General features: G+C 73.7%; 17 protein-coding genes. 2 read left to right on the forward strand and 15 right to left on the reverse strand.

Going from position 1 to position 16,479, the window contains the following annotated elements:
• Positions 1 to 32 precede the first annotated feature (32 nt).
• A complete protein-coding gene (locus tag BX286_RS13095; RefSeq protein ID WP_079426820.1) occupies positions 33 to 701 on the forward strand; it encodes a cyclopropane-fatty-acyl-phospholipid synthase family protein in 669 nt (222 codons plus the stop codon).
• A gap of 18 nt (positions 702 to 719) precedes the next feature.
• Here the strand turns inward: BX286_RS13095 and era are convergent, their stop codons facing one another.
• From era to BX286_RS13110, 3 genes are all read right to left on the reverse strand, one after another.
• Positions 720 to 1,670, reverse strand: a complete 951-nt coding sequence (gene era / locus BX286_RS13100; RefSeq protein WP_079426822.1) for a GTPase Era — start codon at positions 1,668 to 1,670, stop codon at positions 720 to 722.
• Between the two features lie 187 nt (positions 1,671 to 1,857).
• Complete coding sequence (locus BX286_RS13105; RefSeq protein ID WP_121015013.1) at positions 1,858 to 3,069, reverse strand: beta-xylosidase; 1,212 nt, start codon at positions 3,067 to 3,069, stop codon at positions 1,858 to 1,860.
• Between the two features lie 158 nt (positions 3,070 to 3,227).
• On the reverse strand, positions 3,228 to 4,217 hold the full coding sequence (locus tag BX286_RS13110; protein WP_079426826.1) for a GlxA family transcriptional regulator: 990 nt from the start codon (positions 4,215 to 4,217) through the stop codon (positions 3,228 to 3,230).
• Between the two features lie 70 nt (positions 4,218 to 4,287).
• On the opposite strand from BX286_RS13110, the gene BX286_RS13115 reads away from it, so the two are divergent.
• On the forward strand, positions 4,288 to 5,604 hold the full coding sequence (locus BX286_RS13115; protein ID WP_121015014.1) for an MFS transporter: 1,317 nt from the start codon (positions 4,288 to 4,290) through the stop codon (positions 5,602 to 5,604).
• Positions 5,605 to 5,663: 59 nt separating this feature from the next.
• On the opposite strand, the gene BX286_RS13120 is transcribed toward BX286_RS13115, so the two are convergent.
• From BX286_RS13120 to hrcA, 12 genes are all read right to left on the reverse strand, one after another.
• Positions 5,664 to 6,041: a cytidine deaminase gene (locus BX286_RS13120; RefSeq protein WP_389610182.1), complete on the reverse strand. Its 378-nt coding sequence runs from the start codon at positions 6,039 to 6,041 to the stop codon at positions 5,664 to 5,666.
• 173 nt (positions 6,042 to 6,214) lie between these two features.
• Positions 6,215 to 6,568 (reverse strand): MmcQ/YjbR family DNA-binding protein, encoded by a 354-nt coding sequence (locus BX286_RS13125; protein WP_079426832.1) that lies wholly within the window; start codon positions 6,566 to 6,568, stop codon positions 6,215 to 6,217.
• Positions 6,565 to 7,872, reverse strand: a complete 1,308-nt coding sequence (locus tag BX286_RS13130) for a hemolysin family protein (RefSeq protein ID WP_079426834.1) — start codon at positions 7,870 to 7,872, stop codon at positions 6,565 to 6,567. The genes BX286_RS13125 and BX286_RS13130 overlap by 4 nt, the downstream gene beginning before the upstream one ends.
• Positions 7,869 to 8,366, reverse strand: coding sequence for an rRNA maturation RNase YbeY (ybeY, locus tag BX286_RS13135; protein WP_079426836.1), 498 nt, complete (start codon positions 8,364 to 8,366; stop codon positions 7,869 to 7,871). Before ybeY ends, BX286_RS13130 begins: the two co-directional genes overlap by 4 nt.
• A gap of 13 nt (positions 8,367 to 8,379) precedes the next feature.
• Complete coding sequence (locus BX286_RS13140; RefSeq protein ID WP_100863669.1) at positions 8,380 to 9,441, reverse strand: PhoH family protein; 1,062 nt, start codon at positions 9,439 to 9,441, stop codon at positions 8,380 to 8,382.
• 128 nt (positions 9,442 to 9,569) lie between these two features.
• Positions 9,570 to 10,676 carry a carbohydrate kinase family protein gene (locus tag BX286_RS13145; RefSeq protein ID WP_100863668.1) on the reverse strand — a complete coding sequence of 369 codons (1,107 nt, stop codon included), beginning with the start codon at positions 10,674 to 10,676 and terminating at the stop codon, positions 9,570 to 9,572.
• 170 nt (positions 10,677 to 10,846) lie between these two features.
• Positions 10,847 to 11,749 (reverse strand): ribonuclease Z, encoded by a 903-nt coding sequence (locus BX286_RS13150; RefSeq protein WP_079426843.1) that lies wholly within the window; start codon positions 11,747 to 11,749, stop codon positions 10,847 to 10,849.
• 6 nt (positions 11,750 to 11,755) lie between these two features.
• Positions 11,756 to 12,115, reverse strand: coding sequence for a histidine triad nucleotide-binding protein (locus BX286_RS13155; protein ID WP_121015015.1), 360 nt, complete (start codon positions 12,113 to 12,115; stop codon positions 11,756 to 11,758).
• 225 nt (positions 12,116 to 12,340) lie between these two features.
• The gene (locus BX286_RS13160) at positions 12,341 to 13,087 is read right to left on the reverse strand and encodes a 16S rRNA (uracil(1498)-N(3))-methyltransferase (RefSeq protein ID WP_079426847.1); all 747 of its coding nucleotides are present in this window, start codon (positions 13,085 to 13,087) and stop codon (positions 12,341 to 12,343) included.
• Entirely contained in the window at positions 13,084 to 14,175 is a 1,092-nt protein-coding gene (locus tag BX286_RS13165; protein WP_121017629.1) for a nitronate monooxygenase, read from the reverse strand. The genes BX286_RS13160 and BX286_RS13165 overlap by 4 nt, the downstream gene beginning before the upstream one ends.
• A gap of 145 nt (positions 14,176 to 14,320) precedes the next feature.
• A complete protein-coding gene (gene dnaJ, locus BX286_RS13170) occupies positions 14,321 to 15,460 on the reverse strand; it encodes a molecular chaperone DnaJ (RefSeq protein WP_079426849.1) in 1,140 nt (379 codons plus the stop codon).
• A complete protein-coding gene (gene hrcA, locus BX286_RS13175; RefSeq protein ID WP_045946278.1) occupies positions 15,461 to 16,477 on the reverse strand; it encodes a heat-inducible transcriptional repressor HrcA in 1,017 nt (338 codons plus the stop codon).
• Between the last annotated feature and the right edge of the window lie 2 nt (positions 16,478 to 16,479).

Below are 16,479 nucleotides of genomic sequence, written 5' to 3' on the forward strand. Positions count from 1 at the left end.
GTACAGGCGCTCACGCTCACCGAGGAGACCGCGTGCCCACCCCCTCCCCCACCCACCACGAGCACGATCACGGCCACCGCGTCGAGGCGGCCGGCCAGGAGTTCTGGGACTCCCGCTACCGCGAGGGCGAGCGGATCTGGAGCGGCCGGCCCAATTCGGTGCTGGTCCGCGAGGCCGCGGGCCTCGCCCCCGGCCGGGCCCTGGACCTCGGCTGCGGCGAGGGCGCCGACGCGGTCTGGCTGGCCGGACGGGGCTGGACGGTGACCGGCACCGACATCTCCCCCGTGGCCCTGGAGCGGGCGGCCGGGCACGCCGCGGAGGCGGGCCTGGCGGAGCGGATCGCCTTCGAGCGCCACGACCTCGGGGAGTCCTTCCCCGACGGGGAGTTCGACCTGGTCGCGGCCTGCTTCCTGCACAGCCCCGGCGAGATGCCCCGCGAGCGGATCCTGCGCACGGCCGCCGCGGCCGTCGCCCCCGGCGGGGTCCTGCTGGTGGCCGGGCACGGCGGTCCGGCGCCGGGTGCCGAGAACCCGCACCCGGACCTGTACTTCCCCACCCCCGAGGAGGTGCTGGCCGGCCTGGAGCTGCCCGAGGGCGGCTGGGAGGTGCTGGTCTGCGCCGAGCACGAGCGGGTCGGCGCGGAGGCCGACCGGCCCGGACACGGCTACGACAACACCCTCAAGGTCCGCCGCCTGCCCTGACGGGGGCGGCGGCCGGGGTCAGAAACCGAGCTTGCGCAGCTGCTTGGGGTCCCGCTGCCAGTCCTTGGCGACCTTCACGTGCAGGTCGAGGAAGACCGGCGTGCCGAGCAGCGCCTCGATGTGCTTGCGCGACTTCATGCCGACCTCCTTCAGGCGGGAGCCCTTGGGGCCGATGATGATGCCCTTCTGGCTGGGCCGCTCGATGTAGACGTTGGCGTGGATGTCGAGCAGCGGCCGGTCCGCGGGGCGGTTCTCGCGCGGGATCATCTCCTCGACCACGACGGCGATGGAGTGGGGCAGCTCGTCGCGGACGCCCTCCAGCGCGGCCTCGCGGATCAGCTCCGCGACCATGACCATCTCGGGCTCGTCGGTGAGGTCGCCCTCCGGGTAGAGCGGGGGGCTCTCCGGCAGCATCGGGGCGATCAGGTCGGCCAGCAGCTGCACCTGGTTGTCGCCGACCGCCGACACCGGGACGATCTCGGCCCACTCGATGCCGAGCTCGGCGCCGAGCTGCTGGATCGCGATGAGCTGCTCGGCCAGCTGCTTGGACTCCACCAGGTCGGTCTTGGTGACGATGGCGATCTTGGGGGTCTTCTTGATCCCCGCGAGCTCCTTGGCGATGAACTTGTCGCCGGGGCCGAGCTTCTGGTCGGCGGGCAGGCAGAAGCCGATGACGTCGACCTCGGCCCAGGTGGTGCGCACGACGTCGTTGAGCCGCTCGCCCAGCAGGGTGCGCGGCTTGTGCAGGCCGGGGGTGTCCACGAGGACCAGCTGGGCGTCGGGGCGGTGCACGATGCCGCGGACGGTGTGGCGGGTGGTCTGGGGCCGGTTCGAGGTGATCGCGACCTTGGTGCCCACCAGCGCGTTGGTCAGGGTCGACTTGCCCGCGTTGGGGCGGCCGACGAAGCAGGCGAAGCCCGCGCGGTGCGGGGCGGTGGGCTCGGGGGAACGATCGCTCATACGGGCCATTCTCCCCGATGCCGCCCGGCCCGCCGACCAGACCGCCCCGCGGGGCTGTCCAAACGCCGGCGGGGCTATGAATAGCCCCGCCGGCGTTTGAGGCGAATCTTTGAGCCGCACCGGCGATCGAGGTGGGAACGGAGGAAGGGCGGGGCGGGGAGAAGCCCCGCGCAGCGGCCACGGGGCACGGGTCCGGCTAGGACAGGGTCAGGGTCAGGGCCGCCCGGTACGCGCCCGGCGGGGTGTACGCGGGCAGCCGCAGCGTGACCGTGGCGTCGATCGTGGACGTCCCACCCGCCCCCGAGGCCAGCACGGCTCCCTCCGGCCCGACCACCCCCGGGCCTCCCGCCGTACAGCCTCCCCCCGCGCAGGACGGGGCCCACGCCAGCACCGCCCCCGGGACGGGAGCCCCGTCGGCCCCCGTGAACCCCGTCAGCCTGCCCCGCAGCGTCCACCGCCCCGTCCCGGGACCCCGTGTGTCGACCACCGTCACCGTGCCGATCCGCCCGTCGGCCGCGCCTCCGCCCCCGTACCCGACCGCGCCCAGCGTGATCGCCGCCCCGGCCTGCGTCATCGTCAGCGAGCCCACGGCAGGGGCCGGCTCGACGACCGTGTACGGCTCGGGCCGCGTACCCCGCTCCGCCGACCAGGCGGCGCCCTCGTACGCGACGACCCCGGTCGTCCCCCGGTCCGCCACCACCAGTTCCGCCGCGAACGCTCCGGACCGGTCCGCGGTGGCCGCCGCGCGGTCGGCCGTGCCGGCGGCGCCCGCGCGGCCGGCGACCGTCACGGCGGCGCCCGGCGGGAACCCGGCCCCGGTGATCCGGACCCGGGCGCCCGGCTCCCCGTACGAGGTGCCGAGGGCCAGGCCCCGCAGGTTCATGACGGGCAGCGGGGCCGCGGTGATCCGCGACGCGACCGGCGCCGATGGCCCGGCCACGGCGCAGGCGACTCCCCCGACGCTGTAGCCGCCCGGGGTGAGGGTGATCTCACCGGCCTCGCCGACGACGAAGCTCCCCCGCATGACCACCCCGGCGGCCCCGGCCGCCGGGGTCACGGGTCCCGGGCCCCCGTCCGGGGCCGGGTCCGGGTCCGGGTCCGGGTCCGGGTCCGGGGAGGCGAGCGTCACCTCGCCGGTCTGGGCGCCGCCCAGCAGGATCCGTCCGGTGGGGGCGGGGGCGCCGGCCCGGGGCGGGGGCACGGCCGGGGTCCGGTCCAGCCGGTAGGTCACCGTCACCGTGTCACCGACCCCCGGCGCCGGGTCGTCCACCTCGATCCGGGCCGCCGTCGGCCCCTCGGCGGCCGGCAGGCAGCGCGTGGGGAACTCCACCCGCCCCGGGGGCGTTTCACCGTCGGCCGCCGCCGGTGCCCCCAGCGCTCCCCCGGCCGTGGCCACGAGTACGGCCATGCCCAGGGCCGCCGCCCGGCCCCTGGCGCGCGCCCCTCTCCGCACCGCCCCGCCCCCTCCCGCCGCCCCGAACCGACCCGACAGAGGGCCATTCACGGGCGAGCCGCGGGAGAAGTCAATGCACGGGGCGCCCGGACCTGACGAGGCGTCAGCAGGGGTCAGGCCCCCGCCTCCGTCGCCCGGAAGGTCCGCCGGTAGGCCGTCGGGCTCACCCCCAGCGCCGCCTGGACGTGCTTGCGCAGCGACTGCGCCGTCCCGAAGCCCGCCTCCCGCGCCACCGCCTCCATCGACAGCTCCGTCCGCTCCAGCAACTGCCGCGCCCGCTCCACCCGCTGGCCCGTGATCCACTCCCCCGGGCTGACCCCCGACTCCTGGCGGAAACGGCGCGTGAAGGTCCGTACCGACATGGCCTCCTGCCGGGCCAGGTCGCTCAGCAGCAGCGGCTCGTGCAGCCGGTCCAGCACCCACGCCCGCGCGGCGGTGGTGCTGGACCGCTGCGGCTCGGGCACGGGCCGGTTGACGAACTGCGCCTGCCCGCCGTCCCGGTGGGGCGGCACGACGGTCCGCCGGGCCGCCTCGTTGGCCACGGCGGCCCCGTGGTCGCGGCGGACGATGTGCAGGCACAGGTCGACGCCCGCGGCGACCCCGGCGGAGGTCAGCACGTCCCCGTCGTCGGTGTAGAGGACGTCCGGATCGACCCGCACGGCCGGGAACATCCGCTGGAAGTGCTCGGCGGAAGCCCAGTGCGTGGTGGCCGGACGGCCGTCCAGGTACCCGGCGGCGGCCAGGACGTAGCCGCCCGTGCAGATGGAGACGAGCCGGGTGCCTGGCCGGATGTGCGCGAGGGCCGCCGCGAGCTCGCCGGTCAGCCGGCCCTCGGCGTAGACCGGCCCCAGCTCGAACGAGGCCGGCACCACCACGGTGTCGGCCGTGGCGAGCAGTTCGGGACCGTGCTCGACGTGGATGGCGAAGTCGGCGTCCGTGCGGACCGGCCCGGGGGCGAGCCCGCAGGTGAGGATCTCGTACAGGGGCCGCCCGCCGGGGCCCTTGGCGTAGCCGAAGATCCGGTGCGGGATGCCGAGTTCGAAGGGCAGGAGCCCGGCGAGGGCGAGGATGACGACACGGTGGGGCTGCGCGGCGGTGGCCATGGCCCGATCGTATCGAAGCGTGTCGGTCAGGCCACTGTCGTAGGCGTCCTCCTGGCCGGAAGCTGTCGGGGTGACGCAGACAGCACCCACCTCCAGCACCCAGGACACCGCGCCCGCGGCGCCCCGCGAGCCCGGCCGCATCCACCGGGCCTGGTACGCCGCGGCCGTCGCCTTCGTGACGATCACCGGCGCGGCCGCCTTCGCCTCCCTGCCCGGACTGCTCATCGAGCCGCTGCACCAGGAGTTCGACTGGTCGCGCGGGACCATCGGCTTCGCGGTCTCCGTGAACCTCGCCCTCTACGGGCTCACCGCCCCCTTCGCCGCCGCCCTGATGGACCGTTTCGGCATCCGGAAGGTCGTCGCGCTCGCCCTGACCGTCATCGCGGGCGGCTCGCTGGCCACCGTGTGGATGACCGCGTCCTGGCAGCTGGTGCTGTTCTGGGGCGTGCTCGTGGGCCTGGGCAGCGGTTCGATGGCGCTGGCCTTCGCCGCGACGGTGACCAACCGCTGGTTCACCGCCCGGCGCGGGCTCGTCACCGGCATCCTCACCGCCGCGGGCGCCTCCGGGCAGCTGATCTTCCTGCCGCTGCTGTCCTGGCTGGTGGAGCACCACGGCTGGCGGCCGGCCTCCGTCACAGTGGCGCTGGCGGCCCTGTCCGTCGTCCCCTTCGTGTGGCTGCTGCTGCGCGACCACCCGGCGGACGTGGGCCTCGCCCCGTACGGGGGCACCTACGCGCCCAAGCCCGCACCGGTCCAGGGCGCGGCGCGGCGGGCGGTGACCGTGCTCTTCCAGGCGGCCCGGACCGGGCCGTTCTGGCTGCTGGCGGGCACGTTCGCGATCTGCGGGGCCTCCACGAACGGGCTGGTGCGCACCCACTTCACCCCGGCCGCCCACGACCACGGCATGCCGGTGACGGCCGCCGCCGGGCTGCTCGCGGTGATCGGCGTGTTCGACGTGCTGGGCACCATCGCCTCCGGCTGGTTCACCGACCGGTTCGAGGCGCGCCGCCTGCTGGCGGTGTACTACGCCCTGCGCGGGGTGTCGCTGATGTTCCTGCCGGTGCTGCTGGCGCCGGCCGTGCACCCGCCGATGGTGCTGTTCATCGTCTTCTACGGGCTGGACTGGGTCGCGACCGTGCCTCCGACCATCGCCCTGTGCCGGGAGCACTACGGGCAGGACAGCGCCATCGTCTTCGGCTGGGTGCTGGCCTCGCACCAGGTGGGCGCGGCGCTGGTGGCCTTCCTCGGCGGGGTGGCGCGGGACGCGCTCGGCTCGTACGACCTGGTCTGGTACGCCTCGGGCGCGCTGTGCGCGGTGGCGGCCCTGCTGGCGATGGTGATCCGGCGCCGCCCGGAAGGGGCCGCCGCCGTCCCGGCCACGGCCTGAGCCCCGGCCCCCGGGGGGACCGGGAGCGCGCCGCCCGGGCCGGGCGGCGCGCAGGGGGTTCAGGCCCCGGCGGGGGTGGTGGACTTCAGGGTGCCGTCCGGGCCGGCGAGCAGGACCGGGGTGGCCGGGCCGCCGAGGTCGCGGACCGCCGCGCGGTCGGCCTCGGCCGGGGCGTCGGCCGCGCTGACCACGGCAGCGGCCTCCAGGGAGCGGGCGCCGCTGGCCACCGCCATCGCGACGGCCGTCTGGAGCGCGCTGAGCTTGAGGGAGTCCAGCTCCACGGTCCCGGCGACGTAGGTGCGGCCGGTCTCGTCGCGGACCGCCGCCCCCTCGGGGACCCCGTTGCGCGCCCGGGCGCTGCGCGCCAGGGTGATGATCTTGCTGTCCTCGGGGTCGATCCCCGCGCCCACGCTGCTCTCGGTCATAGGCGAAAGCATAGGGAGCGCCCCGGCGGCGCCGTGCAACGACCCCGCCGGGGCGGTTCCCCCGTCACGCCTCCCCCCGGGGCGCAGAACAAACCTAAACAGCGAATCAGCCGGACCCTGCGATCCGAAGGTCCCGAACCCGTATGACCTTCGACCCTAACCTTCGACCGGGGAGCGGCCGGGACTCACGGCCGGTCCAGCCGCAGCCGCTCGGCCCTCGGCAGGCCGGCCACGACCAGGTCGTACGAGTCCTCCACCAGCTCCCGCACCAGCGCGTCCGGCAGTTCCCCGACCGTCACGGTGTTCCAGTGCCGCTTGTTCATGTGCCAGCCGGGCACGATCGCGGCGTGCTGTTCACGCAGCCGTACCGCCGCCTCTGGTTCGCACTTGAGGTTGACCTTCAGCGGCTCGCCGTCCAGGGCCGACAGGGCGAACATCTTCCCCAGCACCTTGAACACCGAGGTCTCCGGGGTGAAGGGGAACTCCTCCACCGCCGCGTTGAAGCTCAGACAGAACGCGCGCAGCTCCGCCGGGGTCATGCCCCCTCCTCACCCTCGGCGCCCTCGGGAACCACCGGTTCCACGAGCACCGTGACGATCTTGTTCCGGCGGCCCGCCGGGGATTCGGCCGTCAGCCGCAGCGGACGCCCGTCCGGCAGGTCCACCACCGCCGAGGCACCGGCGATCGGCACCCGGCCCAGGGCCTTGGCCAGCAGTCCGCCGACCGTCTCCACGTCCTCGTCGTCGAAGGCCAGCGCCCCGAACAGCTCTCCGAGGTCGGTGATGTCCAGGCGCGCGGTGACCCGGTAGCGGTCGTCGCCGAGGTCCTCGACCGGCGGGAGCTCCCGGTCGTACTCGTCGGTGATCTCGCCGACGATCTCCTCCAGGATGTCCTCGATGGTGACGATGCCGGCCGTGCCTCCGTACTCGTCGATGACGACGGCCACGTGGTTGCGCACCGACTGCATCTCGCGCAGCAGGTCCCCGGCGTTCTTGGTGTCGGGCACGAAGACCGCCGGCCGCATCACCGTCGAGACCAGGTCGGTCTCGGCCTCCCGGTTGATGTGCGTACGGCGGACGAGGTCCTTGAGGTAGACCATGCCGACGATGTCGTCCTCGTTCTCCCCCGTGACCGGGATCCGGGAGAAACCGGAGCGCAGGGCGAGGGTGGTCGCCTGGCGGATGGTCTTGTAGCGCTCGATGCAGACGAGGTCGGTGCGCGGCACCATCACCTCGCGCACGAGCGTGTCGCCGAGTTCGAAGACCGAGTGCACCATCCGGCGCTCGTCGTCCTCGATCAGCGACTCCGCCTCCGCGAGGTCGACCATCGCGCGCAGCTCGGCCTCGGAGGCGAAGGGCCCCTTGCGGAAGCCCTTGCCCGGGGTGAGGGCGTTGCCGATGAGGATCAGCAGCTGCGGGATCGGCCCCATGATCCGGGCGAGCGGGACGAGGACGTACGCGGCCGCCGTCGCGGTGTTCAGCGGGTGCTGGCGGCCGATCGTGCGGGGGGAGACGCCCACCGCCACGAAGGAGACCAGCACCATCACCGCGATGGCCACCAGCAGCGCGGTCCAGTTCTCCCCGAACGCGTCGAGGCAGACGTACGTGACGAGCACGCCCGCCGCCATCTCGCAGGTCACGCGCACCAGCAGGGCCACGTTGACGTAGCGGGTGGGGTCGCCGGCGACCTGGGCCAGCTTGGCGCTGCCGCGCCGGCCCTCCCGTACGGCCTGGTCGGCGCGGAAGCTGGAGACGCGGGCGATCCCGGACTCGGCGCACGCCGCGAACCAGGCCACCACGGTCAGCAGGACCGCCCCGGTGATCAGCTGGTAGGCGCCGGTCACGAGACGGTCGGCGCCGGGGAGGGACCGGTGATCCCGCGCTCACCGCGCCAGCCGTCGACGATGGCCGCCTGGAGGCCGAACATCTCGGCCTTCTCGTCCGGCTCCTCGTGGTCGTACCCGAGCAGGTGCAGCACCCCGTGGACGGTCAGGAGCTGGAGCTCCTCGTCCATGGAGTGCTGCGTGGGGGCGTCCTGGCCCTGCTTCTTCGCCACCTCGGGGCACAGGACGATGTCCCCGAGGAGCCCCTGCGGGGGCTCCTCGTCGTCCTTCGACGGCGGACGCAGCTCGTCCATCGGGAAGGACATGACGTCGGTGGGTCCGGGCAGGTCCATCCACTGGATGTGGAGCTGCTCCATGGCGTCCTCGTCGACGACGATGACGGAGAGCTCGGAGAGCGGGTGGATCCGCATCCGGGTGAGCGCGTAGCGGGCAATGTCGAGGATCGCCTGCTCGTCGACTTCGGTTCCGGACTCGTTGTTGACGTCGATCGACATGGTGCGCTGGGTTCTACTTCCGCTGGTTGCCGTTCCGGGCCGGACCGGTCTCCCGGGCCGCCTGGCTGTCGTCGTACTTCTCGTACGCGTCGACGATACGGCCGATCAGCTTGTGCCGGACGACATCCTCGGAGGTGAGCCGCGAGAAGTGGATGTCGGGCACCCCCTCCAGGATCTCCTGGACCTGGCGCAGACCGCTCCTGGTGCCGTTCGGGAGGTCGACCTGGGTGATGTCACCGGTGATGACGATCTTCGTGTCGAACCCGAGGCGGGTCAGGAACATCTTCATCTGCTCGGGGCTGGTGTTCTGCGCCTCGTCGAGGACGACGAAGGCGTCGTTGAGCGTGCGACCGCGCATGTAGGCCAGGGGCGCCACCTCGATGGTGCCGGCGGCCATCAGGCGGGGGATGGAGTCGGGGTCCATCATGTCGTGCAGGGCGTCGTAGAGCGGGCGCAGGTAGGGGTCGATCTTGTCGAAGAGCGTGCCCGGCAGGAAGCCGAGCCGCTCCCCCGCCTCGACGGCGGGCCGGGTCAGGATGATCCGGCTGACCTGCTTGGACTGCAGGGCCTGCACGGCCTTGGCCATGGCGAGGTAGGTCTTGCCGGTACCGGCGGGGCCGATGCCGAAGACGATCGTGTTCTTGTCGATCGCGTCGACGTACCGCTTCTGGTTGAGGGTCTTGGGGCGGATGGTGCGGCCCCGGCTGGAGAGGATGTTCTGGGTGAGCACCTCCGCCGGGGTCTCCAGCGGGCGCCCCTCCGCGTCGCTGCCGTTCGCCTTGAGCATGGCGATCGAGCGTTCCACTGCGTCCTCCGTCATCGGCTGCCCGGTGCGGAGCACGAGCATCATCTCGTCGAACAGGCGCTGGACGAGGGCGACTTCCGCCGCCTCGCCGACCGCGCTGACCTGGTTGCCCCGAACGTGGATGTCGGCCCTCGGGAAGGCCTTCTCGATCACGCGCAGCAGCGCGTCGCCCGAGCCGAGGACGGTCACCATGGGGTGCGTCGCCGGAACGGTGAAATGGGCTCGCGCCTGACCCGGAACGGGGCTGTGGGCTGTCGGTGTCTGAGTCATGGGCCGGCACTGTGGCCTGCGCATACCTCCCGCTGAGGGGCCGCGCCGATCGACGGCCTCCGGAGTACCAAGGGTACGTCCACCCCGGACCGTTCCCGAGGGGTTTTCCGGCCCGGGGCCGGGCCCGCCTAGGCCGGGCTGCGGAAGCCGATGGTGGGGACGGCCCGGCGGCGGTAGCAGGGGACGGCGCCGGGCGGGACGAGGGCGTCGAGGAAGGCGTAGCGGCCCCGCAGCTCCTCGGGGGCGGTGCGCCACCAGTGGGCCACCTCGGACCAGCCCGGGGCGGAGAGGGAGCCGCCGAACTCCTGCACCGAGAGGGCGGCGGTCAGGCCGGCGAAGGCGAGCCGGTCCGCCAGCGGCCACCCCGCGAGGCTGCCGGTGACGAACCCGGCCACGTACACGTCCCCGGCGCCGGTCGGGTCCAGGGCGTCGACGGTGATCGCGGGGACCTCCGCCGTCTCGCCCGTGCGCGAGTCCACGGCGTACGAGCCCTCCGAGCCCATGGTCACCACGGCGACCGGAACCTTGTCCGCCAGCGCCCGGGCCGCGGCGCGGGGACAGTCGGTGCGGGTGTAGCGCATGGCCTCGCCGGCGTTGGGCAGGAAGGCCTCGCAGTGCTCCAGGTCGGTCAGGGAGCCGAGGTCCCACCGGCCGGTGTCGTCCCAGCCGACGTCGGCGAAGATCCGCGAGCCGCGGCGGGCCGCCTCGCCGATCCAGTCCTCGCGGCGGCCGGCGGCCAGCGAGGCCACGGCGGCACGGGTCCTCGGCGGACACCAGGGGAAGGGGCCGGGGCCGGCCGGGGGCGGGGCCTCGTGGCCGTGGGAGACCATCGTGCGCTCGCCCTCGTAGGCCATGGAGACGGTGACGGGGCTGTGCCAGCCGGGGACGGTGCGGGACATGGACAGGTCGATGCCCTCGCCCTGTTCCAGGGCGTCCCAGCAGTACTCGCCGTAGTGGTCGTCGCCGAAGGCCGCGGCGAGGGAGGTGCGCAGGCCCAGGCGGGCCAGGGCGGTGGCCATGTTGGCGACGCCGCCGGGGCTGGAGCCCATGCCGCGCGCCCAGGACTCCGTACCGCGGACGGGGGCGGAGTCGAGGCCGGTGAAGATGATGTCGAGGAAGACCGTGCCGGTCAGGAAGACGTCGCAGCCCGGCTCTCGGGGGTCGCGCAGCGGGCCGAGCGGGTCGAGGTCGTCGAGTGCTCCGGGGCGGCTGGTGCGGCTGTCCCGACTGGTCACGGTGTAACCCCCGTTGATGTGTCGTTTCTGCGTTCGGGTGAGGGGCCGCCGGGTTCGCCCGGACTCCCCTGGGCCGATCCCAGTGTGACGCACCTCACCTGAGCCCGGCTCTCCTTTCGCCGTCGTCCCACTGGTCCCGGACGGGCCAGGGGGTGCCTGATGGACACCCCCTAGCGCTTCGGGAGGGCGACCCGGGCCAGGTCGGCCGCGATGGTCAGCTCCCCCTCGAACCCGGCCTCCCGCGCCTCCCGTTCGAACTCCGAGGGATCGGAGTACCGCTGCGAGAAGTGCGTCAGCACCAGGTGCCGGACCCCGGCGTCCCGCGCCACGCCCGCCGCCTGCCCGGCCGTGAGGTGGCCGTGGTCCTCCGCCAGCGCCGCGTCCGCGCCGAGGAACGTCGACTCGATGACCAGCATGTCGCAGCCCTGCGCCAGTTCGCTCACCCCCGCGCACAGCCGGGTGTCCATGACGAAGGCGAACCGCTGCCCCGCCCGGTGCTCGCTGACCTCCTCCAGGGTGACCTCCCCCAGCCGCCCCTCGCGCTGGATCCGCCCGACGTCCGGGCCCTTGATCCCGTGCCGCGCGAGCAGCTCCGGCCGCATCCGGCGCCCGTCCGGCTCGGTCAGCCGGTAGCCGAAGGACTCCACCGGGTGCGACAGGCGCCGGGCCTCCAGGACGTACGAGGGGCCCTGCGCGAGCACCCCGTCCCGCGCCACCGGCTCCTCCCGCAGCCGTACCGTCTCCCGGTAGGCGGTCGCGTACCGCAGCCGGTCGAAGAACTTCTGCCCGGAGGCCGGGTAGTGCGCGGTCACGGGGTGCGGGACCTGGTCGAGGTTGATCCGCTGGATCACCCCGGCCAGGCCGAGGCTGTGGTCACCGTGGAAGTGGGTGACGCAGATCCGGTTGATGTCGTGGGCCGCGACCCCGGCCCGCAGCATCTGCCGCTGCGTGCCCTCGCCCGGGTCGAAGAGGATGCCCTCGCCGTCCCAGCGCAGCAGGTAGCCGTTGTGGTTGCGGTGCCGGGTGGGTACCTGGCTGGCGGTGCCGAGGACCACGAACTCGCGTACGGACACGAACCGCTACCCGGGGGGCCACTGGAGGCCGCGGCCTCCCAGGACGTGCAGGTGGGCGTGGAAGACGGTCTGGCCCGCACCGGCGCCGGTGTTGAACACGACCCGGTAGCCGTGGTCGGCGACCTTCTCCTCGGCGGCGATCTCCCCGGCCTCACGCAGTATGTCGGCGATCACGGTCGGCTCGGCGGCGGCGAGGGAGGCGGCGTCGGGGTAGTGCACCTTCGGGATGACGAGCACGTGGGTCGGCGCCTGCGGGTTGATGTCCCGGAAGGCCACGGTGGTTTCGGTCTCCCGGACCACCGTCGCGGGGATCTTCCCCTCGACGATCTTGCAGAACAGGCAGTCCGCCTGCGGTTCCCCGGCCATGGCCGTGCCTCCCGTGAAGTGGATCGGTCGGGGCATGCTACCGGCCCGGCCCCGGCCCCGCCCCGTCGGCCGAGCGGGCCTCCACCCCCCTCCGCCACCACCCCGAGCGGCCCGCGGTGCCCTGCGGGCCGCGCCGCTGCCCGCACAGGCCCGCCCCGATGCGACGTGCGGGGCCGCGGCGGCGTCCGCCGGGCGCCCGGCGGGGCCGCGGTCCCGGCCCGGGGCCTACCCCCAGCGCCCCGTGCGCGCCAGCAGGACGGCGGTGGCCGCCGTGCCCGCCGTCGAGGTGCGCAGGACGCTGTGGCCCAGGCGGTACGGGCGGGCGCCCGCCTCCGCGAAGGCGGCCAGTTCCTCCGGGGAGACCCCGCCTTCGGGGCCGACCACCAGGACCACCGAGCCCGACTCGGGGAGGGCGGCCGTCGCCAGCGGCTCCGAGCCCGCCTCGCGGTCCTCGTGGAGCACCATGGCCAGATCGGCGGTGGCCAGCAGCGCGGCCACCTGCTTGGTGGACAGCGCCTCGCCGACCTCCGGGAAACGGACCCGGCGCGACTGCTTGCCCGACTCCCGGGCGGTGGCCCGCCACTTGGCCAGGGACTTGGCCCCGCGCTCGCCGCGCCACTGGGTGATGCACCGGGAGGCCTGCCACGGCACGATGGCGTCGACCCCGGTCTCCGTCATCGTCTCCACGGCGACCTCGCCCCGGTCGCCCTTGGGCAGCGCCTGCACCACCGTGATCCGCACGGCCGGCTCCGGCTCCTCCCGGATCTCGTGCAGGTCCATGACCACCAGGCGGTCCTTGCCCTCGGCCGCCTTGACCACGCCCTCCGCCCAGCGGCCCCGCCCGTCGGTGAGGACCACGTCCTCGCCCGGAGCCAGCCGCTTCACGGACACGGCGTGCCGCCCCTCGGGGCCGTCCAGCACGAACTCCGGCCCCGCGGGGACCTCTTCGACCACGAACACGGGGGCCGTCATGACGCTCTCCTCATCTGCAACACCTTCAACGCGCTCTGTGCCTCGGCCAGTTCTGCCGCCAGCACCTCCACCAGCTCCCCGGCCGGCAGCGCCCGGGCCAGCCGGTGCCCCTGCCCCGCCCACAGCGCCATGCCCTGCGGGTCCCCGGCCGCGGCGGCCGCCTTGCGCAGCCCCGAGGTCATGTGGTGGATCTGGGGGTAGGCGGCCGGGGCGTACGGGCCGTGCTCGCGCACGAACCGGTTCACCAGGCCCCGCCCGGGCCGGCCCGAGAAGGCCCGGGTCAGCTCGGTGTGCGGGAACATCGGGTCGGTCAGGGCCTTCTTGTGCAGCGGGTGGGCGCCCGACTCCCGGCAGGCCAGGAAGGCCGTGCCGAGCTGCGCGGCCTCCGCGCCCGCCGCGAGCAGCGCCGCGATCTGCGCGCCGCGCATCACCCCGCCCGCCGCGATGATCGGCAGGGCCACGGCCTCCCGGACCTGGGTGACCAGGGCGAGCAAGCCGACGCCGGCCGTGCCGTCGGTCTGTGGGCCGTCGCGGTGGGTGCCCTGGTGGCCGCCGGCCTCGACGCCCTGGACGCAGACGGCGTCGGCGCCGGCAGCCTGGGCGGCGCGGGCCTCCTCGGCCGAGGTCACGGTGACGATCGTGTACGTGCCGGCCGCCCGCAGGCGCGCCAGGGCGGCGGGGTCGGGACAGCCGAACGTGAAGGAGACGACCCGTACCGGGTCCTCCAGCAGGATGGCGAGCTTGGCGTCGTAGCCGTCGTCGCTGGTGCCGATGATGTCCTCCTCCGCGAGGGAGACCTCGTACCAGCTCGCCTCTCCGGCCAGCTGCCCGCGGTAGGCCTCGACGGCGGCCGGGTCGACCTGGCCGGTCTGCGGGAGGAAGAGGTTCACGCCGAAGGGACGCCGGGTGAGTCCGCGCGTCTGCTTGATCTCCTGGTACATGCCGTCGGCGGTCTTGTAGCCGCCGGCCAGGAAGCCGAGCCCGCCCGCTTCGCACACGGCGGCGACGAGGGGCGGGCCGGAGACGCCGCCCGCCATGGGAGCCTGCACGATCGGATACGGGTGGAGACCGTTCGGTGCGGAGGACATGGACTGCATCGTGCCATGTCCGGGTCACGGCGCCGAATCATGGCATTCGCCTGGCATAGTCCGCTTTCCCGGCGGCCCGGCAACGGCGAGAGCCCGGTACGGGGTCTCCCGTACCGGGCTCTCGCGGGGTCCGTCCGCCGAGCGGTCAGCGGCCGTTGAACGCGTCCTTCAGGCGGCTGAACAGGCCCTGCTGGCCCGGCGCGAACTGGCCCATGGGCCGCTCCTCACCGCGCAGCTTGGCGAGCTGGCGCAGCAGCTCCTCCTGCTGGGCGTCCAGCTTGCCGGGGGTGGTGACCTCGACGTGGACGATCAGGTCGCCCCGGCCGCCGCCGCGCAGGTGCGTGACGCCGCGCCCGTGCAGCGGGATCGCCTGGCCGGACTGGGTGCCGGGGCGGACGTCGATCTCCTCCAAGCCGTCCAGCGTCTCCAGCGGGCACTTGGTGCCCAGGGCCGCGGCCGTCATGGGGATGGTCACCGTGCAGTGCAGGTCGTCCCCGCGCCGCTGGAAGGTCGGGTGCGGCAGCTCGTGGATCTCCACGTACAGGTCGCCGGCGGGGCCGCCGCCGGGGCCGACCTCGCCCTCGCCCGCGAGCTGGATCCGGGTGCCGTTCTCGACGCCGGCCGGGATCTTGACCGTCAGGCTGCGGCGGGAGCGGACCCGGCCGTCGCCCGCGCACTCGGGGCACGGGGTCGGGACCACGGTGCCGAAGCCCTGGCACTGCGGGCAGGGGCGCGAGGTCATGACCTGGCCCAGGAAGGACCGGGTGACCTGCGAGACCTCACCGCGACCGCGGCACATGTCACAGGTCTGCGCGGAGGTGCCGGGTGCGGCGCCCTCGCCGGAGCAGGTGCCGCAGACCACGGCGGTGTCGACCTGGATGTCCTTGGTCGTGCCGAAGGCCGCCTCGTCCAGCTCCAGGTCGAGGCGGATCATGGCGTCCTGGCCGCGGCGGGTCCGCGAGCGCGGGCCGCGCTGCGAGGCCTGGCCGAAGAAGGCGTCCATGATGTCGGAGAAGTTGCCGAAGCCGCCGGCTCCGAAGCCGCCCGCGCCACCGCCGCCGCCCGAGGAGGACAGCGGGTCGCCGCCGAGGTCGTAGACCTGCTTCTTCTGCGGGTCCGAGAGGACCTCGTAGGCCGCGTTGATCTCCTTGAAGCGCTCCTGCGTCTTCGGGTCCGGGTTCACGTCCGGGTGGAGTTCACGCGCGAGGCGGCGGAAGGCCTTCTTGATCTCGTCCTGCGATGCGTCGCGGCGCACGCCGAGTACGGCGTAGTAGTCCGTGGCCACTTACGACTCCGCCAGGATCTGTCCGACGTAACGTGCCACTGCGCGTACCGCTCCCATCGTTCCGGGGTAGTCCATGCGGGTCGGTCCGACCACGCCGAGTTTGGCGACTGCTTCGCCGCCCGAACCGTAGCCGACGGACACGACCGACGTGGAGTTGAGCCCCTCGTAGGCGTTCTCGTGCCCGATCCGTACGGCCATCCCCGACTCTCCGGCCTCGCCCAGCAGCTTCAGGAGCACCACGTGCTCCTCGAGCGCTTCCAGGACGGGCCTGATCGTCAAGGGAAAATCATGTCCGAAGCGAGTGAGGTTGGCGGTGCCGCCGATCATCAGCCGCTCCTCCGCCTCCTCGGCCAGCGTTTCGAGGAGGGTCGCGAGCACCGCCTTGACGGTGGCCCGGTCGTCGATCTCGAACGACTCCGGCAGGTCCTGCACCAGGTTCGGAACGTCGGTGAAACGACGGCCGACCACCCGGCTGTTGAGCCGTGCCCGCAGATCGGCGAGGGAGTTCTCGCCGAACGGGGTCTGGGTGTCGACCATGCGCTGCTCGACCCGTCCGGTGTCGGTGATCAGCACGAGCATCAGCCGGGCCGGGGCCAGCGACAGCAGCTCGACGTGCCGGACGGTGGAGCGGGTCAGCGACGGGTACTGGACGACGGCGACCTGGCGGGTCAGCTGCGCGAGCAGCCGGACCGTGCGGCCGACGACGTCGTCGAGGTCCACGGCCCCGTCGAGGAAGTTCTGGATGGCCCGCCGCTCGGGCGTCGACAGCGGCTTGACCCCGGCCAGCTTGTCGACGAAGAGGCGGTAGCCCTTGTCGGTGGGGATCCGGCCGGCGCTGGTGTGGGGCTGGGCGATGTAGCCCTCCTCCTCCAGCACCGCCATGTCGTTGCGCACGGTGGCCGGTGAGACGCCCAGCTTGTGCCGCTCGGTGAGGGCCTTGGAGCCGACGGGCTCCTCCGTCCCGACGTAGTCCTGGACGATGGCGCGCAGCACTTCGAGTCTGCGTTCACTGAGCATTG

It is taken from the genome of Streptomyces sp. 3211.6 (genome assembly GCF_003634815.1).
GTDB classification, from domain to species: domain Bacteria; phylum Actinomycetota; class Actinomycetes; order Streptomycetales; family Streptomycetaceae; genus Streptomyces; species Streptomyces katrae_A.